The sequence below is a fragment of the Geobacter sp. genome (assembly GCF_030834625.1).
Classification (GTDB): Bacteria; Desulfobacterota; Desulfuromonadia; order Geobacterales; family Geobacteraceae; genus Geobacter.
The window spans coordinates 1-23,590 of record NZ_JAUQXO010000031.1 but is presented as its reverse complement, the minus strand read 5'-3'; the positions used below and the strand labels follow the sequence as shown (position 1 = coordinate 23,590).

21 protein-coding genes and 1 pseudogene are annotated in these 23,590 nt (G+C 62.6%); 4 read left to right on the top strand and 18 right to left on the bottom strand.

From position 1 onward, the window contains the following. Positions 1 to 93 precede the first annotated feature (93 nt). Both RCH91_RS08250 and RCH91_RS08245 read left to right on the top strand, forming a co-directional pair. Positions 94 to 1,368: a hypothetical protein gene (locus RCH91_RS08250; protein WP_306534154.1), complete on the top strand. Its 1,275-nt coding sequence runs from the start codon at positions 94 to 96 to the stop codon at positions 1,366 to 1,368. Positions 1,369 to 1,494: 126 nt separating this feature from the next. Then, positions 1,495 to 3,201, top strand: coding sequence for a methyl-accepting chemotaxis protein (locus RCH91_RS08245; protein ID WP_306534153.1), 1,707 nt, complete (start codon positions 1,495 to 1,497; stop codon positions 3,199 to 3,201). A gap of 4 nt (positions 3,202 to 3,205) precedes the next feature. On the opposite strand, the pseudogene RCH91_RS08240 reads toward RCH91_RS08245, so the two are convergent. The 12 genes and pseudogenes from RCH91_RS08240 to RCH91_RS08180 all read right to left on the bottom strand — a co-directional run bounded on the left by RCH91_RS08240 (position 3,206) and on the right by RCH91_RS08180 (position 18,856). Continuing rightward, positions 3,206 to 5,289 (bottom strand): annotated as a pseudogene (locus RCH91_RS08240) (methyl-accepting chemotaxis protein). A gap of 199 nt (positions 5,290 to 5,488) precedes the next feature. After that, positions 5,489 to 8,155, bottom strand: coding sequence for a pyruvate, phosphate dikinase (gene ppdK / locus RCH91_RS08230; protein WP_306534150.1), 2,667 nt, complete (start codon positions 8,153 to 8,155; stop codon positions 5,489 to 5,491). A gap of 139 nt (positions 8,156 to 8,294) precedes the next feature. Further along, complete coding sequence (gene glyS, locus RCH91_RS08225; RefSeq protein ID WP_306534149.1) at positions 8,295 to 10,358, bottom strand: glycine--tRNA ligase subunit beta; 2,064 nt, start codon at positions 10,356 to 10,358, stop codon at positions 8,295 to 8,297. A gap of 104 nt (positions 10,359 to 10,462) precedes the next feature. Then, positions 10,463 to 11,332, bottom strand: a complete 870-nt coding sequence (gene glyQ / locus RCH91_RS08220; RefSeq protein WP_306534148.1) for a glycine--tRNA ligase subunit alpha — start codon at positions 11,330 to 11,332, stop codon at positions 10,463 to 10,465. A 134-nt stretch (positions 11,333 to 11,466) separates the two neighbouring features. Beyond that, complete coding sequence (gene recO / locus RCH91_RS08215; protein ID WP_306534147.1) at positions 11,467 to 12,201, bottom strand: DNA repair protein RecO; 735 nt, start codon at positions 12,199 to 12,201, stop codon at positions 11,467 to 11,469. A 103-nt stretch (positions 12,202 to 12,304) separates the two neighbouring features. Then, positions 12,305 to 12,748, bottom strand: a complete 444-nt coding sequence (locus tag RCH91_RS08210) for a tetratricopeptide repeat protein (RefSeq protein WP_306534146.1) — start codon at positions 12,746 to 12,748, stop codon at positions 12,305 to 12,307. A 221-nt stretch (positions 12,749 to 12,969) separates the two neighbouring features. Further along, positions 12,970 to 13,959 carry a zinc-dependent alcohol dehydrogenase family protein gene (locus RCH91_RS08205; protein ID WP_306534145.1) on the bottom strand — a complete coding sequence of 330 codons (990 nt, stop codon included), beginning with the start codon at positions 13,957 to 13,959 and terminating at the stop codon, positions 12,970 to 12,972. After that, complete coding sequence (locus RCH91_RS08200) at positions 13,947 to 14,522, bottom strand: 2'-5' RNA ligase family protein (RefSeq protein WP_306534144.1); 576 nt, start codon at positions 14,520 to 14,522, stop codon at positions 13,947 to 13,949. The genes RCH91_RS08205 and RCH91_RS08200 overlap by 13 nt, the downstream gene beginning before the upstream one ends. After that, entirely contained in the window at positions 14,519 to 15,004 is a 486-nt protein-coding gene (locus tag RCH91_RS08195; protein WP_306534143.1) for a dihydrofolate reductase, read from the bottom strand. Before RCH91_RS08195 ends, RCH91_RS08200 begins: the two co-directional genes overlap by 4 nt. Continuing rightward, a complete protein-coding gene (locus tag RCH91_RS08190; protein ID WP_306534142.1) occupies positions 15,001 to 16,929 on the bottom strand; it encodes a carbon starvation protein A in 1,929 nt (642 codons plus the stop codon). The genes RCH91_RS08195 and RCH91_RS08190 overlap by 4 nt, the downstream gene beginning before the upstream one ends. 92 nt (positions 16,930 to 17,021) lie before the next feature. After that, positions 17,022 to 17,894, bottom strand: coding sequence for an EamA family transporter (locus tag RCH91_RS08185; protein WP_306534141.1), 873 nt, complete (start codon positions 17,892 to 17,894; stop codon positions 17,022 to 17,024). An 83-nt stretch (positions 17,895 to 17,977) separates the two neighbouring features. Then, on the bottom strand, positions 17,978 to 18,856 hold the full coding sequence (locus RCH91_RS08180; protein ID WP_306534140.1) for a GyrI-like domain-containing protein: 879 nt from the start codon (positions 18,854 to 18,856) through the stop codon (positions 17,978 to 17,980). A 147-nt stretch (positions 18,857 to 19,003) separates the two neighbouring features. Here RCH91_RS08180 and RCH91_RS08175 point away from each other — a divergent pair, with 147 nt between their 5' ends. Then, positions 19,004 to 19,249 carry a type II toxin-antitoxin system Phd/YefM family antitoxin gene (locus RCH91_RS08175; RefSeq protein ID WP_306534139.1) on the top strand — a complete coding sequence of 82 codons (246 nt, stop codon included), beginning with the start codon at positions 19,004 to 19,006 and terminating at the stop codon, positions 19,247 to 19,249. Then, positions 19,239 to 19,526: a type II toxin-antitoxin system RelE/ParE family toxin gene (locus tag RCH91_RS08170; protein WP_306534138.1), complete on the top strand. Its 288-nt coding sequence runs from the start codon at positions 19,239 to 19,241 to the stop codon at positions 19,524 to 19,526. The genes RCH91_RS08175 and RCH91_RS08170 overlap by 11 nt, the downstream gene beginning before the upstream one ends. 89 nt (positions 19,527 to 19,615) lie before the next feature. Here the strand turns inward: RCH91_RS08170 and RCH91_RS08165 are convergent, their stop codons facing one another. The 6 genes from RCH91_RS08165 to RCH91_RS08140 form a co-directional block, all read right to left on the bottom strand. Continuing rightward, on the bottom strand, positions 19,616 to 20,170 hold the full coding sequence (locus tag RCH91_RS08165) for a cysteine hydrolase family protein (protein WP_306534137.1): 555 nt from the start codon (positions 20,168 to 20,170) through the stop codon (positions 19,616 to 19,618). A gap of 18 nt (positions 20,171 to 20,188) precedes the next feature. After that, on the bottom strand, positions 20,189 to 20,716 hold the full coding sequence (gene hemG, locus RCH91_RS08160; protein WP_306534136.1) for a menaquinone-dependent protoporphyrinogen IX dehydrogenase: 528 nt from the start codon (positions 20,714 to 20,716) through the stop codon (positions 20,189 to 20,191). A gap of 39 nt (positions 20,717 to 20,755) precedes the next feature. Further along, complete coding sequence (locus RCH91_RS08155; protein ID WP_306534135.1) at positions 20,756 to 21,865, bottom strand: SpoIIE family protein phosphatase; 1,110 nt, start codon at positions 21,863 to 21,865, stop codon at positions 20,756 to 20,758. 145 nt (positions 21,866 to 22,010) lie between these two features. Next, entirely contained in the window at positions 22,011 to 22,655 is a 645-nt protein-coding gene (locus tag RCH91_RS08150; protein ID WP_306534134.1) for a hypothetical protein, read from the bottom strand. An 82-nt stretch (positions 22,656 to 22,737) separates the two neighbouring features. Continuing rightward, the gene (locus tag RCH91_RS08145; RefSeq protein WP_306534133.1) at positions 22,738 to 23,070 is read right to left on the bottom strand and encodes a virulence RhuM family protein; all 333 of its coding nucleotides are present in this window, start codon (positions 23,068 to 23,070) and stop codon (positions 22,738 to 22,740) included. Positions 23,071 to 23,218: 148 nt separating this feature from the next. After that, positions 23,219 to 23,590 (bottom strand): VOC family protein (locus RCH91_RS08140; protein WP_306534132.1); only part of this gene is annotated, 372 nt, incomplete at its 5' end.

Sequence of the window (23,590 nt, the reverse complement as noted above, 5' to 3'; positions counted from 1 at the left end):
GTTTTACAGCCGCTATTTCGTCCCCGGCAGTTGTCGCCGGTCTCCCCCGATGCTAGAATGTAAGCCGCCACCCCCACGAACCGGGAGTACCCGATGCCGACAGCAGCCTTCGATGACATTAAGGGAAACATTCAGACCCTCCTCGGCGGGGCCACGGTAAGTCTTATCCCCGGGGAAGAGGCCCCCGGAGGAGAGGGTCCGGCTCTGGTCGAAGCGATCACCATCGACAATCTCCCCTACACATTTACGGCGCGGCGCGGAGCCATCCCCTTCACGCGAACGGAGGAAGTCTTCTGCCGCGAACTCCTGGCCGCGTTCGCCGCCCTGTTCACCGGGTTCAAGCAGGAGGGGTACGCCGCCCATTTCCGCACGGCGCTCCTGGCGTCGATCATGGATATCACCGTGGCCCGCTTCCTGCGAGGGGACCACCGCAAGGCCTTCTGGTCGATCCAGCAACTGATCCAGCTCCTGAAGAATCTCTCCTACCAGCGCTACGAGGGGAAACCGGCCACCACCGGGTTCCTCATTCACCGGACCAAGCTCCCGGAGTTCAGCCGGCGGGTCCGGTCCCAGAAGTACGACTGGACCGATCTCCACCCTCCCCAGACCATCAATGCGGATTTTTTCGCCAACCCGCTCACCTACCGGTTCATCGACGGGGTGAGTTCCCTTTTTGTCGGCAACATCCAGATGCAGGTGAGCGGCATCATCAAGACCAGAGCCACGGCCGAACGGGAGGAGGTTGACCGTCAGACCCACCAGGGGGCCTTCGCGCTGCTGCAGAGCGCCGGCACCGGAGCCTTCGCCGTAAAGGTCAACGAGGCGTCGGAGATCGAAGTCATCATCAGCCCCGACAAGCTCCTGGTACGGCGGCGGGGTCAGTGGGGGATCTTCGACCCGGACATCATCCGCTCCTTTCTGGCCGCAAGCCTCGGAAACGAGGAGATCAACCACCTGCTCTGGACGGTCTACACCCTCTCCAAGACCCGCCACGGCACTGTCGTCCTGATCCACGAGCGGAGCCCCCGGCAGCTTGCCCCCCTGAAACGGGGCTCCGTGGGAGGAGGCGATCCCCTCGGGGCACTCCTCTTCGGCAACGTAAAGGGAAAGACCATCGGCAGGCTCAAAGAGTCGGGAGAACTGCTCCGGCTCCTTTCGTCGGACGGCATGACGGTCTTCAGCACGAAGGGGAGGCTCCTGGAGACGGGGTTTATCATCGACACCTCCCACACGCGCGAAGTGGTGGCCGGGGGAGGACGGACCACGGCAGCCAGCGCCGCCTCCTACTTCGGCCGCGTCATCAAGGTATCGGAGGACGGCCCCATTGAACTTTACCACGGGGGCAAACGGGTCTACCGCTTCGGCTGACCCTGCACCCCGACAGATACGGGTACATCCTTTGCATCTTAATGAAATTGCCCGACACCATGGCCCGCCCCCTGCGCTGGGCATCAGCGAAACCTCCCTGGTACGTCACCGCATAAGGAGACCATAATGGCAAACAACCTGCGCCTCGGCTCAAGGCTGATCCGCTTCTCGCTCCTTGGGGGCTTCGTCATTGCCCTGATCGGAAGCATCTGCGCCTATTCCGCTGGCTCCCACGCCGGCGACACACCGGCGGCCCAGGGATACGCCCACCTCACCCTCGGCCTCTCCCTCGTCAATGCCGCCCTGTTTCTCTTTGTCCTCTGGATGCTCACCGCCAGAAAGCTGGTGACGAGAGTCAATAAATTGGCTGGAGCCATGGACCGGGGAGCCGAGGGGGATCTGACCATCACGATCAGGGACGAGACAGAGGACGAACTGGGGCTGCTCTCCACCAACTTCAACGCTATGCTCCAGCACCTGGCCGGGACGGTCACCAAGGTAAAATCATCGGTGACCGAGTTGCGCGCCATTGCGGCAACGGTCAAGGCTTCGGCCAACCGGGGCGTCGACACGGCAGAGGTCCAGGCCGAGGCGGTCCAGGGGACCACCGAAGGGATCCACGCCATCGACCGGTCGGTTACCGACGTGGCCCTGTCGGTGGAACAGCTTTCCCGCACCGCCGCCGAAAACTCCTCGTCGGTCCTCCAGATGTCGGCCAGCATCGAGGAGGTGGCCAACCATGTGGATTCCCTCGCAAACGCCGTGGAGGAGGTAAGTTCCTCCATTATCCAGATGGCCGCTGCCGAGAAAGAGATCGGCTCCAATGCCTCCACCCTCATGAACGACGCCATGCGGACCGCATCGCTGGTGGCCGAGATGGATACGTCCATCAAGCAGATAGAAAAGAGCGTTGTGGAGACCGCCGCCATCTCCGAAGAGGTACTGCGGGACGCGGAGCAGGGGCGCGAATCGGTGGAGAGCACCATCTCCGGCATCGACGAGATCCGCCGCTCCTCCCGTTCCGTGGGGGAAACCATCGAGACCCTGTCGCAGCGGGTGGGACACATCGGCACGATCATTTCGGTCATCAACGAGATTGCTGAGCAGACCAAACTCCTCGCCTTGAACGCCTCCATCATCGCGGCCCAAGCGGGCGAACACGGCAAGGGGTTTGCGGTGGTGGCCAATGAAATCAAGGAACTCGCCAAGCGGACCACCAGTTCAACCGGTGAGATCGGCACCATCATCACGGGGCTGCGGGAAGAGAGCGAGCGGGCGGTGACGGCCATCAGGCACGCGGAACTGCGGATCACCGAAGGGGAGAAACTGTCGTACCGCTCGGGAGAGGCGCTCCACAAGATTGTCGACGGCGTGAAGATGGCGGCGGGGCAGGTGAACGAGATCGCTCGCACCACCGTGGAGCAGGCCCAGGCCAGCGAACATATGCGGGGCGCCGTGGAGCGAGTGGCCGGCATGGTGGAACAGATCGCGCGGGCCACCGAAGAACAGGCCTACGGCACAGGGCTCATCTCGGACGCCGTGGGCCGGATGAAGAACCTCACCTCACAGGTGCGACACTCCACCCAGGAGCAGCGCAACGCAAGCACCCTCATCGTCAGGTCCAGCGAGGGGATCACCCGAATGATCGCCACGATCCGCCAGGCATGCCAGGTCCAGACCGAGAGCACCGAAAAGATCGTCCAGGCAGTGGATAACATGGTGCGGACGTCCGAAGGAAATGTGGAGACCACCAGGGTCATGGAAGGGGCCGTCACCGGCCTCACCCGCCAGATCGACGAACTGAACGAAGCGATGACCGGATTCCGGGTTTAGAGCCTCAGTCGTCGGCCCGATAGCCGATCCTTACGGCCCCCCACTGCCTGCCGCCGATGGTTATCGGCGTCGACAGGTCGTTCATCACCTCCCCCGTGTCCCTCAGGTAGGTCTGGAGCAGGAAGCTCTGCGTATTGGTGGCGCAGCGGATGCCGGTCCGGTCGTTGAAGATCCGTTTGGTGCGGTTGTGGTCCTTGTCCACGGCGGGGTCGCCGGTAAGGGGACGGGAATAGCGCAGGTTGTGGGAGGGACAGTACCCCTTGCGGTCGACGCAGATGGCGTAGTACATGCCCCCGTCGCGGGCCAGAACCTCCTCCTGGATTGGCGAGATGAGCTCGTCGAAGAACCGGTCGGAGGGGGTGCGGTACTTCTGGGGCGCAGTGTTCGGAATTGGCGTGTAATCGGCGCTGAAGAGGATATCGAGGGTAATCTTACGCTCCGCCAACGCCTTCTCGATGACTGCCGTCACCCGATCGCGCAACTCCGCGGCATACCCCTTGACGGCATCGTGGTAGCATCCCACACTGAATCGGCCCACGGTACCGTAGATCTTCTCGGCCGTTTCCGAAAGCTCGCGGAATATGCGGGCCGTCTCCTCCATCTGGCCGTTCACCGATCCCGCCGTCGTTGACACCTGACCGATCTTCTCCGTAATCTCGACAGTTGTGGCGCTCTGCTCCTCGGTGGCCGTGGCAATCTGGTTGATCATGTCCGTGGACTCCTCAGCCAGCCGGAGAATCCCCTCCAGCTGCTGCCGGGCATGACCCGCCTTCTCGACTCCCTCCTCCACTTTCGCCTTTCCTTCGTCGATGGCGGCAACCACCGCCCCGATCTCTCCCTGGATGCTCCGGACAATGGTGGCAATCTGCCGCGTCGACGCGGCGGTACGGTTCGAGAGGGTCTTCACCTCGTTGGCCACCACCGCGAATCCCCGCCCCGCATCGCCGGCCCTGGCCGCCTCAATGGCAGCGTTGAGGGCCAAAAGGTTAGTCTGATCGGCAATATCCTCGATGATCCCGACGATCTCGCCGATCTGTCCTGAGGAGAGCTCCAGCTTCCCCATGGCGTCAAGGGTGCCGAGGACGCTGGAACGGATCTGGTCTATGCTCAGGGAGGTCTCCTCCACGGTCGTCATCCCCACCTTGGCGGCCTGGTCCACATTCAGAGAGAGCTGGGCCGCCCGCTGGGTGGTTACTGCCACGTCGTTCAGGGTGGCCGACATCTCCTCCGACGCCACCGCCACCGAGGTGGAAAGGTCCTTCTGCTCGGCTGTAGAGGAGACAAGCCCTTCGGTCTCCTTGACGGTGCGGCAGGCCGATATGGCGATGTGCCCCGCCTGACTGTAGAGGGATGTCACAATCTCCCGCAGCTTGGCGATCAGCATGTTGACTCCCTCGGCCAGCTCGCCCAGCTCGTCGCTGGTGCGGACCGGAACCTGGGAGGTGAGATCCCCCTCGCCGTGGGCGATGACCTGGATCCTGCCGGATAGCTCACGGATATTGCGCACAAGGGTCCGCCGGAAGAACAGGTACATGGCGCCGAGCATGGCCAGGAAGAAGATAACGCCCGCTGCGGTGAGGGCAACGGTCAGGTTTCGGGCACTTGTGTATCCTTCCTGAAGGGAGGTATGGCACCGGTGTACCGGGCGCTCTTTTCGTGGCACGACGTGCAGCGCTCCTCGTTCACCAGGGGAACGGCAAAACTCAGCACATGCCTGCCGTCGTCCAAAGTGTGCCGCCGCTCTCCGGCGCGGCCAGCCGCCATGGCCTCCACCACGGCCGGTTCGGGGGGAGCACTCTTGCTCCCTGACGGCTTCCCGCCGGGGCCGAACACTTTCAGGTCGAGCACCGTCCCTTTCCCCTTTACCCTCTGAACATACCGCTCGATCACCGCCATGTCCCCCGCCATCATGTACTCGGCAATTTCCTGAACGATAAGGGTGGAGAGGCCCCGGGTGTTGTTGGTCTGGAGCTTCATCAGGGCGGTGTATTCCAGCCAGATGGCGGTAACGCCGAGGATGGCAAACCCCACAAACAGGGTTGCGCCAATAATTCCCAGCACTTTGAATTCGAGCCTGTTTCTGAACATATCGCGACACCTCCACCGACAAACTTACATCTGATATCTTATCGGCACAGGGTGGGCGACACTTTAATGGATTTAAAACGCGTTTTGATTTTGTGATTAGAGGAAGGGATCGTGAAGAGCGTGACGGGAGCGCGTGTTATGAAAAAAAGCCCCGGATGACCGGGGCTTTTCAAGGCGATACGCTGGTGCTGCGGAAGAATCAGTTCCCTTCGTTCAGAACCGCGTGGGCTGCGGCAAGGCGGGCGATGGGGACCCGGAAGGGGGAGCAGGATACGTAGTCGAGGCCGATCTTGTGGCAGAAGATGACCGACGACGGGTCGCCGCCGTGCTCGCCGCAGATGCCGAGCTTGATGCCGGGCCGGCTGGCGCGCCCTTTCTCCACCGCCATCTTCACGAGGACGCCGACGCCGTTCTGGTCCAGGGAGACGAAGGGGTCCTCCTCAAGGAGCCCGCTCTCCACGTAGAATGGCAGGAACTTGCCGGCATCGTCCCGGGAGAGGCCGAAGGTGGTCTGGGTCAGGTCGTTGGTGCCGAAGGAGAAGAAGTCGGCCTCGCGGGCGATCTCGTCGGCGGTCAGGGCGGCCCGGGGAAGCTCGATCATGGTGCCGATCAGGTACTCCACCTTCACGCCGTAGCGGGCGATGACCTCCTCGCAGACCCGCACGGTGTTCTCCCGCAGCCGCGCCAGCTCGCTCACCACACCCACCAGCGGAATCATGATCTCGGGGACGATGGTGAACCCTTCGTTCTTGTTCAGCTCGCAGGCGGCCTCCATGATGGCCTGAACCTGCATGTCGTAGATCTCCGGGAAGGTGAGCCCCAGGCGGCACCCCCGGTGGCCCAGCATCGGGTTGAACTCGTGGAGGAATTCCACCTTGTTCTTCAGGGTCTGGACCGTGACCCCCATGGTCTTCGCCAGGGCCTCCACGTCCTTCTCCTCCTGGGGGAGGAACTCGTGCAGGGGCGGATCCAGGAGGCGGATGGTGACCGGCAGGTCCTTCATCTCCCGGAAGATGCCGAGAAAATCCCCCTTCTGCATGGGGAGAATCTTGGCCAGGGCTTTTTTGCGCCCTTCCACGTCCTCGGCGAGGATCATCTCGCGGACGGCGGCAATCCGGTCCGCCTCGAAGAACATGTGCTCGGTGCGGCAGAGCCCGATCCCTTCGGCCCCGAACTCGCGGGCCACGCGGGAATCATTGGGGGTGTCGGCGTTGGTCCGGACCTTGAGCTTGCGGTAGCTGTCGACCCATCCCATGAGGATGCCGAAGTCGCCCGTAAGCTGGGGCGCCACGGTGGGAACCTCACCGAGAATCACCTCGCCGGTGGAGCCGTCAAGGGTGACCGTGTCGCCCTTTTTCACCACCTGCCCCTTGGCGGTAACAAACTGGCTGGTGGCATAATCCACCTTGATGTCGCCGCAGCCGGCCACGCAGCACTTCCCCATCCCCCGGGCCACGACCGCCGCGTGGGAGGTCATGCCCCCCCGGGCGGTGAGGATCCCCTGGGCCGCGTGCATGCCGTGGATGTCTTCCGGAGAGGTTTCGACCCGCACGAGAATAACCCTGAGCCCCAGCCGGCCGGCGGCCTCGGCCTCGTCGGCGGTGAAGACCACCTCACCCGATGCAGCGCCCGGCGATGCAGGAAGCCCCTTGGCGATAATCTTCTTCGGGGCCTTGGGATCGAGGGAGGGGTGGAGGAGCTGGTCCAGTTGGGAGGGGGAGACCCGCAGCACAGCGGTCTTCTGGTCGATGAGCCCCTCCTTCACCATGTCAACGGCGATCTTGATGGCGGCCGTGGCGGTCCGCTTGCCGTTGCGGGTCTGGAGCATGAAGAGCTTACCCTTCTCGATGGTAAACTCGATGTCCTGCATATCCTTGTAGTGCTTCTCCAGGACGCCGCGGATATCCGCCAGCTGCCTGTAGCACTCGGGCATAACCTCTTCCATGGCGGGGAGGGTGGTGTCCTTGCTGTTGGCGCGGTTGATGGGCTGCGGGGTCCGGATGCCGGCCACCACGTCCTCCCCCTGGGCGTTCACCAGATACTCGCCGTAGAAGTAGTCCTCGCCGGTGGAGGGGTCCCGGGTGAAGGCGACGCCGGTGGCGCAGTCGTTCCCCATGTTGCCGTAGACCATGGACTGGACGTTGACGGCGGTACCCCAGTCGGCGGGGATGCCGTTGAGCCGGCGGTAGGTGATGGCCCGCTGGTTCATCCAGGAGCCGAATACGGCGCCCACGGCACCCCAGAGCTGCTCCTGTGGATCCTCGGGGAACGCCTTCCCCAGGGTCTCCCTGATCTTCGCCTTGAAGGCGCCGACAAGCTCCTTCCAGTCGGCGGCGGTGAGGTCGGTGTCCAGATGGACCCCCTTCTCCTCCTTCTTCTCTTCCAGCAGGTGCTCAAGGGTTTCCTTGTCCATTCCCATGACCACGTCGGAGTACATCTGCACGAAGCGGCGGTAGGCGTCATAGGCGAAGCGCTCGTCGCCGCTCTGGGCGATGATTCCCTGCACCGTCTCGTCGTTCAGCCCCAGGTTGAGAATCGTATCCATCATCCCCGGCATGGAAGCCCGGGCACCGGAGCGGACCGACACCAGCAGGGGATTCTTCGGGTCGCCGAAGGTCCGCTCCATGATGGCTTCCACCTTCTTCAGGTTCGCGGCCACCTCGGCGGCGAGAACCGGCGGATAGCTCTGGTTGTTGGCGTAGTAGTAGGTGCAGACCTCGGTGGTGATGGTGAAGCCGGGGGGAACCGGCAGTCCGATGGAGGTCATCTCCGCCAGGTTGGCCCCCTTGCCCCCCAGCAGGTTCTTCATGTCGGCCTTTCCCTCTGCCTCGCCGCTACCGAAGAAATAGACATACTTTTCAGCCATTGCACTCCTCCTCTGTGGTTGTGGCGGTGGAACCGCCGTTTACTGAAAGTCAAAACCCTTCAGCTGTATTAAATTTTATTAAGTGTCACTCAATACGATTCAGCCGGGCTAAAACATGAAAAAAGCCGCCTAGCGTGGGCTAGGCGGCTATCTTGGCGAAATCGGCGATGGTACCGAGCATCCGGGCGATCCCTGTCAGGAGCGCCAGGCGGTTGGTCCGCACCCGTTCATCCTCGGCCATGACCATGACCTTGTCGAAGAAGGTGTCGACGGGACCCCGCAGGGCGGCGATCTCCGTGAGGGCGTCCAGATAGGCACGACCGGCGATCTTACCGCGTACCGATGCGGCGACACCCTGGACGGCATCGTGGAGGAGCCCCTCGGCAGGGTCCTGGAAGAGGGCCGGATCCACTGCGACGTCCACCCCTTCCTTCACGATGTTGCCGACCCGCTTGAAGGCCACGGCCAGGGGCTCGAAGTCGGGGTGGGACTTGAACTGGGCCAGGGCAGCGATGCGGGCGGCAGCATCCACCAGGTCGGCGCAGCCAGCGGCCACGGCGGCCTCCACCGCGTCGGCGGCGTAGCGGTCGGCCATGAGGTTCACGAACCGTCCCCGGAAGAACTCCAGCACGTCGGCCTTCACATCGGCGGCCGGGCGGGTGAGCTTGGGGGCCAGGAGCCCCAGGGCCTTGTCCACCTGCTCCTCCAGGGAGAGGCGGTACCCCTTGTCGAGGATGATATTGATGATCCCCAGGGCCGAGCGGCGCAGGGCGTAGGGATCGGCGGAGCCGGTGGGAATGAGCCCCACGCCGAAGCAGCCGCAGATGGTGTCCAGCTTGTCGGCCATGGAGACGAAGGCGCCGATGTCCGACGACGGCAGCTCGCCCCCGGCCTGGGTCGGGAGGTAGTGCTCGGCGATGGCCGCTGCCACCTCGGCGTCCTCACCCTCGATGAGGGCATACTCGCGCCCCATGATCCCCTGCACCTCAGGGAATTCCCCCACCATGCCGGAGACCAGATCAGCCTTGCAGAGGAACGCGGCCCGGGAGGCCTTCCCCTTCACCGCCGGGTTCAGGAGGTCGGCCAGCCCTTCGGCCTGGGCCCGGAACCGCTCCATCTTTTCAAAGGAGGTGCCGAGCTTCTGCTGGTAGACCACGTTCTTCAGGGACTCCACCCGGGTCGAAAGCGCGACCTTCTTATCTTCCTCGAAGAAGAAGCGGGCGTCGGAGAGGCGGGCCCGGAGCACCCGCTCGTTCCCCTTGACCACCACGGTGGGATCCTCGGTGAGGGTGTTATTGATGGTGATGAAGCCGGGGAGAAGTTTCCCGGCGTCGTCGACGATGGAGAAGTAGCGCTGGTGGCTCCGCATGGAGGTGATGAGGACTTCACGGGGAACCTTCAGGAACTCGGCGGAGAAGGTGCCGTGGACCGCGCTCGGGTACTCGCAGAGATAGGAGACTTCTTCGAGGAGCCCCTCGTCGGGGAGGAGGTGACCGCCGGCCGTCTTGGCCACCCGGTGGATCTCCCGGCGGATGATCTCTTTTCTCCGCTCAGGGTCGGGGATGACGAAGTGGCGCTCGCACTCATCCAGGTAATGGGCGAAGTCCCGCACCGGGAACGGCTGGTTGGCCATGAAGCGGTGACCCCGGGAGATGGTGCCGCTCTCGATGTTCCCGAAACCGAAGGGGACCACGATGCCGTCGAACAGGGCCACGATCCAGTGGATGGGCCGTGCGAAGCGGACATCGAGATCGCCCCAGCGCATGGACTTGCGGAACGGAATATTTGCAACGAGCCGTGGCAGGATCTCGGCCAGGAGGTCCGGCACCGGACGGCCGCTCTCCTTGCGGACGGCGGCCACGTACTCACCCTTCTCGGTGGTGACGAGCGTCAGGGAGGCCACGTCCACCCCCTGCCCCCGGGCGAACCCTTCGGCAGCCTTGGTGGGCTTTCCTTCGGCGTCGAAGGCCACGTTCTTCGCCGGCCCCATGGCGGTAATCTCCGCGTCGGGCTGGACCGCCGGCAGTCCCTTCACCGCCAGGGCCAGGCGCCGGGGGGTGCCGAGGGTCCGGATGTCGCCGAAGGCGATGCGGGCGTGCTCCAGCTCCTTCGCCAGGAGGGCCTCCATCTCGGCCATGGCCCGGGGGATGAAGCCCGCCGGGATCTCTTCGGTGCCTATTTCAAGGAAAAGCTCTTTACCCATATCGAAATCTGTCCTTTCAGAAGAGAAAGACTTTTCCCCTCACCCCCAGCCCCTCTCCCCTGGGGAGAGGGTGGCCGAAGGTCGGGTGAGGGGATTCGTGGTGGCTACTTCTTCAGCATCGGGAAGCCGAGGCTTTCGCGCAGTTTCAGGTACCCCTCGGCGCAGAGGCGCGCCACGTTCCGCACCCGGCCGATGTAGGAGGCCCGCTCGGTGACCGAGATGGCCCCCCGGGCGTCCAGGAGGTTGAAGGTGTGGGAGCACTTCATGACGAAATCGTAGGCGGGAAGCACGAGCCCCTTTTCCACGAGCCGGACGCACTCCTTCTCATACATGGTGAAGAGCTGGAGGAGCATCGCCACATCCGCCTCCTCGAAGTTGTAGGTGGAGAACTCCACCTCGCTCCGGTGGTGGATGTCGCCGTAGCTGACCCCCTTGACCCACTCCAGGTCGTAGACGTTGTCCACCCCCTGGAGGTACATGGCGATCCGCTCGCAGCCGTAGGTTATCTCAGAAGATACGGGCTTCAGGTCGATGCCGCCCGCCTGCTGGAAGTAGGTGAACTGGGTGATCTCCATGCCGTCGAGCCACACTTCCCACCCAAGCCCCCAGGCTCCCAGAGTCGGCGACTCCCAGTCGTCCTCCACGAAGCGGATGTCGTGCTTCTGGGGATCGATGCCGAAGGCCCGCAGGGAATCCAGGTAGAGGTCCAGGATGTTCAGGGGGGACGGCTTCATGATGACCTGAAACTGGTAGTAGTGCTGGAGGCGGTTGGGGTTCTCCCCGTAGCGGCCGTCGGTGGGGCGGCGGGAGGGCTCGACGTAGGCAACGTTCCAGGGCTCGGGGCCGAGGACGCGGAGGAAGGTGGCTGGGTTGAAGGTACCGGCGCCCTTTTCGGTGTCGTAGGGCTGCTGAATCACGCACCCCTGCTTGGCCCAGTACCCCTGGAGGGAGAGAATCAGGTCTTGAAAGGTCAAAACAGCTCCTCCATCGGCATGAAATGAGAGTTCTTTACCCGTTGTGAACGGCGTTTGATGAAACTTAAAAAGAGTCCAAGTTACGGGCAATTAGAGTCGGAAAGATTACATTGTCCGGCGGGGCGTGTCAAGGATTAATCGGGTTCAATCTGCTTCAAAAAGGCGAGGGAGTTGAGGGGACGGGTGAGGTGGGTGGCGATGGCGCCGTCCAGGAGCGGCCCAACCTCCTGCAGGAACGCGGGGGGAAAGAGCACCGCCCCGAACCGGCCGGTGGCGACGCACCGGGCCAGGAGCGCCGCGGTATCCGGCCCGATGGGAGCGCCGTACCGGCCGCAGCCTGCGCAGAGGACCGTCCCCGCACCGCCGACGCGCCGCTCGGCGCCGGGCAGGAGGTCCACGCCGCACGAGGAGCAGCGGTCCAGGGAAATCCGGTAGCCGAGGATGTTGAGAAAATTCGCCTCGAAGAAGCGGCGGTCCGACGGAACGGATTCGCCCCCGTCGAGCCGCTCCAGGTAGGCAGTCAGGAGCCGAAAGAGCCGGGGGCTCGGCGCCCCGTCGGGAAGGTAGCGGTCCACGAGCTCCACGGCGTAGCCGGCAAGGCCGATAGAGCGGAGATCCTGCCGGATGCGGGGATAGAGGGTGACGATGTCGGCACTCCGCACCGAGGAGAGCCCCTCCCGCACCACCAGCTCCACGCTCAGGCGGGCGAAGGGCTCCAGGGCCGGGCCGAAGCGCCGCACGCTCCGCTTGGCCCCCTTTGCCACCCCGCGCACCTTGCCGTGCTGGAGGGTAAAGAGGGTGACGATGCGGTCGCTCTCCCGGTAGTCCATGGCGGTAAGGACGATGGCTTCACTGCGGCTCGTTTCCATGGAATGGAAAGTATCACCGGCACCTCGGCCCCGTCAATCCCCGACCGGAAATAGAGAAGGGCGACCGGCCATCCGGACGCCCTTCTCTATTTTTTCCCGCACCTCACCGCAGCCTGAGCCGCGCCAGAAGCTTGCCCACATACTTGTTGAGCGGATGATCGCGATGGAGACGCCGGAAGGGGGGCGGCTTCCGGGTGCCGATACGGTTCAGCTCGGCAACGGCATCTTCCCCTGCCCCGCGCCGCACCCCCTCGCGCAGGACCTCGACCGCTTCGAGCCGCCTGCCGGCCAGGTGGTAGATGCGCCCCAGGTTCTGGTAGAGAAGTGGGTTGTGGGGCTCACGGGCAATGGCCTCCCGGGCCAAGGCGATGGCGTCGCTGAACTTCCCGCGGGTCTTCGCCTGGCAGAGGGCGAGGTACGAACAGGCCGCGGGATGCGACTTCACCCGTGCCGCGTGCTCGAAGCAGGTCCGCGCCAGATAGACATGGCCATGCCCCAGGGCCTCGACTCCACGCTCAAACCACTCCTCGACGTGTGATGCTTCCATGGTGCGCCTCGCGATACCCGTTACGGCACTGCCGTTCACCTGACCCGAGCATTCAAATTCAAGATTCGAGCCAGTGTTATAACGTTATCGCGAAAGCCACCCAACAACCATAATCGGCCTCAATAAGCTGTAAAATAGGAGAAATACTGCTCGTACCCCCTAACGAATTACGACAGTCGTTCAGCCATTTAACATAACGGCTACCCCTCTGCGGAAACCGATCATGGCCCCACCACAAGCACCCCCGCCCCCCGGATCGCCCCCCGCCGAAGGTCGTCCAGTGCCCCGTTGGCGGCCTCCAGGGGATAGGGCTGCACCTCGGTCCGGACCGGCACCCGAGGCGCGAGGGCGAGGAACTCCTCTCCGTCCCGGCGGGTCAGGTTGGCCACCGATTTGATGCTCCGCTCACCCCAGAGGATGTCGTAGGGGAACGGCGGAATGTCGCTCATGTGGATGCCGCCGCAGACCACGACGCCCCCCTTCCCCACGGCCCGGAGCGCCGCCGGCACCAGTTCCCCTGCCGGGGCGAAGATGATGGCGGCGTCCAGCTCCTCCGGCGGCCGCTCCCCGGCGCTCCCCGCCCAGACGGCCCCCATCTCCCGCGCAAAAGCCTGCCCCCCGGCGTCGCCGGACCGGGTGAAGGCAAAGACCTGCCGCCCCTGGAACCGGGCCACCTGGGTGACGATGTGGGCCGCGGCACCGAAGCCGTAGATCCCGAGGCGCTCTCCGTGCCCCGCCATGACCAGGGAGCGGTAGCCGATGAGCCCGGCGCAGAGGAGCGGCGCCGCCTGCAGATCCGGGTACCCTTCGGGGATCGGGAAGCAGAAGCGGGCGTCGGCCACGGCGTACTCGGCAAAACCGCCGTCCCGGTGGTAGCCCGTGAACCGGGCCCCGTCGCAGAGATTCTCGCGCCCCCCACGGCAGTGGCGGCACACGCCGCAGGTGGAACCGAGCCACGGCACCCCCACCCGCGTTCCTTCCGCAAAACGGTCGACTCCCTCGCCGACACGCACCACGCTCCCCACGATCTGGTGCCCCGGGATGAGGGGAAGCTTCGGCTCCGCAAGCTCGCCGTCCACGATGTGGAGGTCGGTGCGGCAGATGCCGCAGGCGCGGACCTTCAGGAGCACCTCCCCGGGACCCGGTTCGGGCACCGGCACATCGGCAAGGCGAAGGGGCCTCGCCGGGCCGTCGAAGATCATCGCGCGCATCGCTCCACCTCCTGGCTGTCTTTCCCGTCAAGCCGCACCCGGAAAAGGGTCTGCCACCGCCTGGCGTCGCTCCAGCCGGTAACCGGGTCCGGGGCGACGATCTTCACCTCGTCGAATCGCATCTCCTCCCGGTCGAGGGAGACGGTGCTGGCCGCCATCTCCTTGGCCGCCAGCGGCATGTCGGCGTAGAGAAGCGAGAGGTGCGGCACGAACACGTAGCCCGAATCGTTCGCCACTGCCCCCTTCACCATTTCGTGGAGTCGGCGCAGGCGGGGTTCCTCCTCGAAAGCGACGAAGAGGGTCCGGAAATACTCCTCCGTCACCTGGAGCCCCGTCACCCGCAGGGTGATGGGCCCCGTCTCCGTTGCCCCATCGGCAAGGGTCCGGCACAGCGGCGCCAGCTCCGACTCCTCGGTGTAACTCCCGCCGTAGACCGTCACGTGGGGCTCGAAGGGAGGGGCGTCGTAGCGGGCGGCCAGCTCCCGGATCACCCCTTCGGCCCAACGGCGGCCGTCGGCGGCAGGGACGAGGAAGACGGAAAAGCGGCGGGACGCGGCGCTCACTGCGTCAACCCCTTCCTCCGCTCGTAGGTGAGAAACTCGTGGGGGGGCTCCCCCTCTCCTTCTTCCCGGGCCGTTTGCACGAAATCGGCGGGAAGCTTGGGGAAGGTCGTGTCACCCTCGTAGGGGCGGTGGACAACGGTGAGATGGATGCGGTTGGCCAAGGGGAGCGCCTCCCGGTAGACCTCACCGCCGCCGCAGACGAAGACCTCCCCGGCAGTACCGGCCAGGGCAAGGGCCTCGTCAAGGGTTCGGGCAACTGCCACCCCTTCGGGGCTGTATCCCTTCCGCCGGGTGAGGACGATATTCAGCCTCCCGGGGAGCGGTCGACCGATGGACGCGAAGGTTTTCCTCCCCATGATGACCGGATGCCCCATGGTGATTGACTTGAAGCGTGCCAGGTCGTCGGGGAGGTGCCACGGCATGGCCCCCTCCTTCCCGATGACCCGGTTCTCGTCCATGGCTGCGATGAGGGTGATGATCATGCGGTTTCCTCGAACTCCAGCACCTCGCTCGTGGTCATGGCCCTCCGCTCGGTGAGGTAGCCGTACCACTTGAGGAGCATGTCAATGAGGGTCACCACCGCCAGGACGGCCATGACCACCACCAGCCCGGCGTTCATCCTGAAGGTGAAGGCCTCGGCAGCCGTGGCAGCCGCGGCGGCCTTGCCGAGGAAACTCCCGGTCAGTTGCCACGCGGCAGTGAAGGTGGTGGCGTACATGAACGCCATGGGGAGGACGGTGGTCCAGGCGTAGCGGGCCTTGCCGCTCTTGATGAGGATCGTGGTGCCGACCCCCAGGGCAATGGCCGCCAGGAGCTGGTTGGAGACCCCGAACATGGGCCAGATGGTGGAGACGTTCCCCGACCAGATCAGGTACGACCAGGCGACCACCACGAGAAGGCTGGTGAGGATGATGCCGGGAAGCCAGTTCTGGCGGCCGAGGGGGGCGTAGACCCGGCTTCCCAGCTCCTGGAGGAGGAACCGCGCCACCCGGGTGCCGGTGTCGACGGTGGTGAGGATGAAGAGGGCCTCGAACATGAGGGCGAAGTTGTACCAGTAGGGCATCAGCCCCTTCATGCCGGGAAGGGACGAAAGAATGGATGCCATCCCCACTGCCAGTGACACGGCACCGCCAGGGCGGCCGGCCACGTCGGTCCCCACCATGGCCGACAGCTCCCGCACCCGATCCACCGGATAGCCCAGGGCCCCGATGGCGTCAAAGGAAAGCTTCGTGTTGATGGCGAAGTAGTCGCCGGGAATGAGGATCGTGGCCGCCACCAGAGCCATGACCGCCACGAACCCCTCGGCCAGCATGGCGCCGAAGCCGATCATGGGGATCTCCCGCTCGCTCATGATCATCTTCGGCGTAGTGCCCGAGGAGATGAGGGAATGGAACCCGGAGACCGCGCCGCAGGCGATGGTGATGAACATGAAGGGAAAGAGCTTCCCCGGAATGATGGGGCCACCGCCGGCCACGAACTCCGTCACCGCCGGCATCTGGATGGTGGGGGCCATGAAGATGACACCGAAGGCCAGGAGGATTACGGTGCCGATCTTCATGTAGGTGGAGAGGTAGTCCCGGGGGCAGAGGAGCATCCAGACCGGGAGGATGGAGGCGATGAGGCCGTAGGCGGCCATGGCGATGGTCAGGCCTCCCTTCCCCAGGCTGAAGAAGGGCTCCAGGGGGGAGCCGGGGATGTAGTGGCCGCTGAAGACCGCCGCCAGCAGGAGCACGAAGCCGATGGCGCTCACCTCCCCCACCCGGCCGGGGCGGATCCTGTAGAGGTAGAGCCCCATGAAGAGGGCGATGGGGATCGTGAGGAAAATGGTAAAGGTCCCCCAGGGGCTCTTGGCCAGGGAGTTCACCACGGCAAGCCCGAGCCCTGCCAGGGCCACGATCAGGATGAAGAGGATAGCCAGGGAGGCCGCCAGCCCCCCCACCGGACCGATCTCGTCCTTGGCGATCCGGGCCAGGGAACGGCCGTTGCGCCGCACCGACGCCGCCAGGATCACCATGTCGTGCACCGCCCCCACCATGACGGCCCCGATGAGGAGCCAGAGGAAACCGGGGAGGTAGCCGAACTGGGCCGCCAGCATGGGGCCGATGAGGGGACCTGCCCCGGCGATTGCCGCGAAGTGGTGGCCAAAGAGGACCCAGCGGTTGGTGGGGTGGTAGTCCATGCCGTCGGCCAGGCGCCGGGCCGGCGTTTTCAGGAGGGGATTGAGAGAGAGGACCTTGGCGGCAAGGAACGCGCCGTAGAACCGGTAGGCGACCAGATAGAAACAGGCGGCGGCCGTCACGAGCCAGAGGGCGTTCACCTTCTCCCCCGGGTTCACCACGCCGGTCACCACGGCAAGAGAACCCGCCGCAACCACCGAAATTACCAACCAGACGAGCTTGCCAATCATCTATGCGCCTCCTTTCCTGCAGAGCATCTCCGTGAGACACAACTAACAGTGCCGGAAGCTACACAAAAAATCAAGCGGTTCGGGAGGTTGGACTATCCTAGCCTGATCATTATGGCGCCAGCGAGAATCACCAGCGCCGCGCCGAGACGGATCCGGCCGCACGATTCGCCGAGGAAGAGGATGCCGATCAGCACCCCCATCAGGATGCTCACCTGGCGGACCGGCACGGCATAGCTCATGGGGGAGAGGTTCAACCCATAGCGGAAGGTGAGAAACGACGCCATCATCACCGGCCCGCTCACAAGGATAAGCGGCCAGTGCTCCCGCAGCTCGGCAACGATCAGGGGGCGGTAGCAGGGGCGGAGCAGGTTCACCGACATGAGCCCCAGCATGATCAGGACGAGGAAGTAGGTGAAGTAGAGGGGGGAATAGTCCCGGACGCCCACCTTCTCGGCGATGGAGCCGAGGGAGTAGATGAACCCCGCCGTAAGGGCGCTGCGCACCGTGGAGGAGCCGAGATTGCGGAAGGGGCGGAGGAACTCGTCCAGGGAGAGGCGCTCCATCTGCACCGAGAAGGCCCCCAGGATCACCAGCAGGATGCCGGCGAGCCCTGGCGTCGTCAGCCGCTCCCCCAGGATGCTCATCCCCCAGACCGGCACGTAGACCATGGAGGTCTGGGAGAGGGGGTAGACCACCGACAGGTCGCCCCCCCGGTAGGCGCGGCCGTTGAAGAGGTGGTAGAGGACAAAGCAGACCGCCCCCGCCGTCACCAGCAGGAGGGTCATGGGGTCGGGCCACCGGAACCGCTCCGGCAGAAGCGGCAGGGAGAGGGTGAAGAGGGAGCTGGAGGCCACGAACATCCACCAGATGAAGACGGTCTTGTGCCGGCTCCGTTTCACCAGCAGGTTCCAGAGGGCGTGCATCACGGCGGAGATGACGATGAGGGTAAAGGCGAGAGTGCTCACGGGGGGAGTATAGCGAAACTAAAATTTTAGTGATACTAAAAAATCTGCAGACAGATGCAATCTACGTAAATGCTCTATACAAATCACCCAACCGGCACCCAGATCTCGGTGCGAAGATTTTCGGGCTTGGTGCGGCGCGGGTCGCGGTTGAGATAAATCTCGAAACAGGGGGCATCCCGCAGCTTTTCGCTGCTTTCCGGGAGCCAGCGGGAGAAAATCGACCGGTAGGTCTGGGCGAACCGCTCGTAAGGCCCCTTGTGGAGAAAGACGGCATAGCGCCCTCCGGCGATGGTCTTCACCCCCACTTCCCCTTCCGGCTTCACGTCGCCGGTGAAGGTCATGCAGGCGTCGTAGCGGATGCTCTCCTCGGGAGTGACGGACGGGTCATCGTGGGATATGCCGATGAGGAGGGTATCTTTGGCCATGAGTCGCCGGGAGTAGGCGAACTTCATGAGCGCCTCCCACGCCCCGGCGGCAACCGTGCCGTAGGGCCCTGTGCGCCGTGCGAACAGCACCCTCGTTTCCGGGAACTTCCGCATATCAGCCTCGATCGGCATCGTCTCCTCCACCGCCGTCATCCCTTCCGTTCCTTCCCGCTCCAGGCATCTTTCCATGGTCCTCTCCTTTCGGTAGTCGGTGGGGCTCACGCCGAAGCGCTCGCGAAACGCCCTCGTGAAGGCGGCAGGCGTCTCGTAGCCGGCCTGCAGGGCAACCCCGGTGACGTTCTCCTCCCCGTGGGCGAGCCGCATCGCCCCGCGCTCCAGGCGAAGCCGCCGCACGTATCCATGGAGGGTCTCCCCCACATGGGCTGCGAAGAGCCGGTGGAAGTGGAACGGCGAGAAGCAGGCGATCGCGGCCAGGGTCTCCAGGGAGAGTGGTTCGTCCAGGTGCTGTTCGATGTGGAGCAGGACCCGCCTGATCCGCTGCCGGTGGTCGTCGAGGGTTATATCGCGTGGTGGCATGGCGTGACCTCCGAGAGAGAAGCTACCATCAAGTCAGGAACCGTCGCTATTCCGATCTTGCGTATTTTCTGCCGATAAAATAGTTGGCGCACGCAGGAAAAAGACCTATATTTATAGCCAAGCCAATATCTCAAAAGAGGTCTTTTTATGGAACGACTCTATGCCAAAGCATCAGTCAGCATCAGCGACCTGAAAAAAAATCCTTCACGCATCATCAATCAGGCCGAAGGCTCACCGGTGGCAATCCTCAACCACAACAAGCCCAGCGCCTACCTTATTCCGGCCGAAGCATTCGAAGCACTCATGGAAAAGCTGGAAGATTACGAACTGACGCGCGTCGTCAAGGAGCGGGAGAACGAGCCAACCGTCAAGGTTTCCCTCCATGAGCTATAAGCTCGAATTCAAGGAATCGGCCCTGAAGGAGTGGCGAAAGCTCGACGGCGCAATCCGTGAACAGTTCAAGAAAAAACTCGCCGAGAGACTGGATCGGCCCCGAGTTGATTCGGCCAGACTCTCCGGCATGGCGGACTGCTACAAGATCAAACTGAGGAATGCCGGCTACCGCCTTGTCTATCAGGTTGACGACAACCGTATCGTAGTCATCGTGGTAGCCGTCGGGAAGCGGGAAAACCTTGCCGTTTATCGGTCAGCCGAGAAGAGGGTGAAATAACGCGGCAACAAGGAATCACCGCTTTTGCCGACAGCAGCCCTTGGTATTCGACTGCTTCCCCGTATCTAGAAGGGGCATGTCGTCAACACCTATCCCTTTTCTAAAACGCTTATCCACGCCGCCGTGGTCATCACCGTGGCGAACATAAGTTGCTGGGTCACCAGCACCGCCCGGTGAAGCTCCTCGGCAGTGACGGAGCCGGCGCTGTTGGTAAACGCCAGCGTCCCCGTGGCGTCGGAGAGGAACTCCACGCCGAAACCCCGGTGAAACGCCTGACGGGCCGTGGTGTCGCAGCACATCTGGGTCATATAGCCGCTGATGACAATGGTGTCGATCCCCCTCTCCCGGAGCCAGGCCTCCAGGCCAGTGTTCGTGAAGCTCCCCGGCAACTGCTTTTCCAGCAGCAGGTCATGGGGACGCCGGGCCACCTCGGGGTGCAGGTCCCAGGCCGGCGTTCCCGGCTGGAAACTCCCCGCACCGGGGCGGTCGGACGAATGCCTGACGACCACCACCGGAATCCCGTTCGCCGTAGCGGCATCCATCGCCGCGAGAATGTTGGCAAAGCTCCCGGCCGGATGGGTTACCGGCAATGCGCCGGTGAAGTATTCGTTTTGCACGTCGATGACCAGCAATGCCTTTTTCATGGCTCCTCTTCCTTTCTTCTACATATCGCTTACCACTCTCCCGAACGACTCAACCTGGTCCCAGTCGGTGAATTCCACAACGGCCTTGGGGTCGGTCGGCCCCTTGGTCATCCACATGATGAGCCGAATCATCAGGCGGTCGAAAAACCGGTAGCTCGGATAATCGATCTTACCGGCAATAACTGCCAGCTCTCGTGGTTTCCACGCTATTTGTCTGAGGAATTTCTGCAGGTAGGGGTTGTGCTCAGGCTTGCTCTTTTCGGGTTTTCGCGCGACGACATTTACCGAAAAAAACGCGTTCGGTCTGCTATCCAGGAATGACCGGTTCTTCTCGATGAAGTCGACGATCAGCGAGCTGTGCTTTCCGTAGCGGATGCTGGCTCCGATGACGATCTTATCGAAGGCTGTCAAGTCAATGCGCGGTGCATCCTGAATGGGGACAACCGTTACATGGTGTGCCTTCTGTTCGATAACCTGTTGCAGTCTTTGGCATATTTTTCTGGTTTGCCCGTCTGTGGTTGAATAGATGATGAGAATATTTGCCATGATCAGAAAGAATTTCCTCTCGAGATATATTCACAACAGTCAGGAAAAACGGACCTCCAGCAGGGTCAGGTCGTCATCCAGGCGCATCCCGTTGGAATACTTCAGCAGCGCCTCGTGTAGCCGCGTGAGCACGATCTGTTCCTCCGGATATCCCTGTGAGCGCAGGATGCCGAGCAATCCTTCCGTTCCCAGCATACGCCCGTCGGCATTGCAGATTTCGACGGCCCCGTCGGTGAACATCAGCAGACGGTCCCCGGCTGCACACGAAAATTCGATTTCATCGTAATCGACGTTTTCGATCATGCCGAAGGGCAGCCCGTGAGCAGTCACCGGTTCTGCCCGGCCATCGGCTCGCACCAGAAGGAGAGGAGGTCCGCCGGCAGATACGATCCGCATGCTCCTTTCCGCCGCGTTCAGGATGCCGCAGACAGCAGTGGCAAAGGACTCGTCCTTGACAACCATGCCCAGTTCACCGTTCAGGACACTGGCAAACTCTGCCGGCTGCCCGAGGAGATGGTAGTAACGGCTCCAGAGCGAGCTCAGGTGCATGGTGTAAAGGGCGGCAGCAACGCCGTGCCCCATCACGTCGGCGAGCAGAAAGCCGTAGTGGTCGTCATCCAGCCGGCGGATGGCGAAATAGTCACCGCCGATCATGTCATAAGGAAGGTAAAAGGGGGAAAAGCTGAACCGGCTGTCCTGCGGCAGATTGTGATCCAGGGAGAGGGTCTGAATCCGCTTGGCCCGCTCCAGATCCGAAAACGTTTCCGAGAAATCGAGGAAAGTTTCTATTCCCCCGATCACCCGTCCGCTGTCATCATGAATCGGGGCAACGTACACAGCCATCGGTTTGCGCTCGCCGGTCTTGGTGTGGCCGATGACGATAACGGGAGCACTGCTCGCCTTGTCGGTGACCATGCAGCGATACAGGGGGCAGAACTCCTCGCCGCACAGGCTCCGGCCGTCCTTGTCCACATGGCTCAGGATGTTGTCCATGCATTTTCGGCCAACCACCTGCTCTGCGCTCCAACTGGTGATCCGCTCGGCGGACTTGCTCCAGTAAACAATCCGGCGGTCGGTATCACAGACGTAGAGCCCTTCGTTCACTGAGTCCAGGATCGAAACCCCGATCTGAAAACCAGTCGTTAACATGGGTAACCTCGGCTTAGAGTGCTACATACGAAGGAAGGGAAGCGAGTTCCTGGGTTCGATACCATCCTCAAAATCGTTTCAATGCTGGATCTTGAGCTGCATGCAGAAGCCGCCCGCCAGGCTGGGGCCGCTTAGGGCCATTCCCCTAGAACTTGCTCCGGTCATCGCCGGATGAACGCTCCAGTTTTTTCTCGCGGACTCGCCGGTCTTCAACCGCTGCCTTTTCTGCCAGTTTGTCGTCTACGTACAGTACGACCACCTCTCCGTTGATCATTTTCCAGTGCGATTCCATTGTTACCGTGTCGCCGCCACCCTTCCAACTGCGGCGCTTGACATCACGCACCTTGTCGACCAGTCCTCCGATCATGTTTTCAGCAGGGGGCTCGCCCTGATCCGCATATTTAGTGTCAAGTTGCCGGGCAATGGCGTCAGCCAGAACATCCATGTCCGCCTTTTCCGAAGAGAGGGAGAGCATTACCGTCACACGCAGCGTGTGGAGTACCCGAGTCAAGGGGGAAAAGGAAAACAGTATCTTCGCATCATACCCCATGAGTTTGGTGTCACATTGGTATTCAACCCTGACGGCCAAATCTTCAGGTTCCTTTTTCGAAAACAACCCGCCACCCGCCGGCTTGACGGAAAGATCCTTCCGTTTCCCCGCTTCAATGACCCGGTCGGTTTTCATGCCTGATTTCCACACGTCGAAGACGAATGCATCCGCCGATGCAGAAGCAATCAGCAGGAGCGCTAACGCTGAGAGTATGTGTTTCGTTGCTGCCTTGTGAATCATATGGTTCCTCCTGATTCGGTGATATCAATCATTCAGCCGGTTAATTAAATTCACAATCACTTTGACGATTGTGTCCTTTTCATCACTGGCGGAACTGGGTCCCTTGTCTGGATTTGACCCGATAACCTACGGAGATAATGACGTCGAGATTATAAAAACGGATATTTCTGCGAACCTTGCGGGTACCTTCGTTTTGAACTACCGAGGAATCCTCGGCAGTTCCATCTGGTTGCAACTCCCCCTCTTTGTAAGCATTACGGATATGCAAGCCGATAGTATCGCTGTCCTTATCAAACAGCTCCGCCATCTGCTTTTGAGTCAGCCAGACGGTTTCATGGTCAAGGCGAACGTCGAGTGAGGTGGTGCCATCGGGACTCTGGTAGATAATAATGTCGTTGGCGTTATCGGTTGTCATGGGATTCCCAGTGGATACTGCTTGTTACCTGTTTTTCTACGAAGACGGGTCCCTCAGAGCCCAAATCGAAGAAATCATCATTCCGACTATCAACGCAGAGCCAGAACATCCATGTCCGCCTTTTCCGAAGACAGGGGCAGCATTACCGTCACACGCAGCGTGTGGAGTAACCGCGGCGCGCCGCCTCGATGGCAGCGATGTCGATCTTTTTCATCTCCATCATCGCATCGAACGCGCGCTTGGCGGCAGCGGTGTCGGGATCGGTTATCGCCTCGGTCAGAGCGATCGGCGTAATCTGCCACGACAGGCCCCATTTGTCCTGGCACCAGCCGCAGACATTCTCTTCGCCGCCGTTGCCGACGATTGCGTTCCAGTAACGATCCGTTTCGGCCTGGTCAGCGGTTGCGACCTGAAACGAGAATGCCCAGTTGTGCTTGACCTCGGGTCCGCCATTGAGCCCGAGGCAGGGAATTCCCATCACCGTAAACTCGACCGTCAACACATCTCCTTTTTTCCCGGA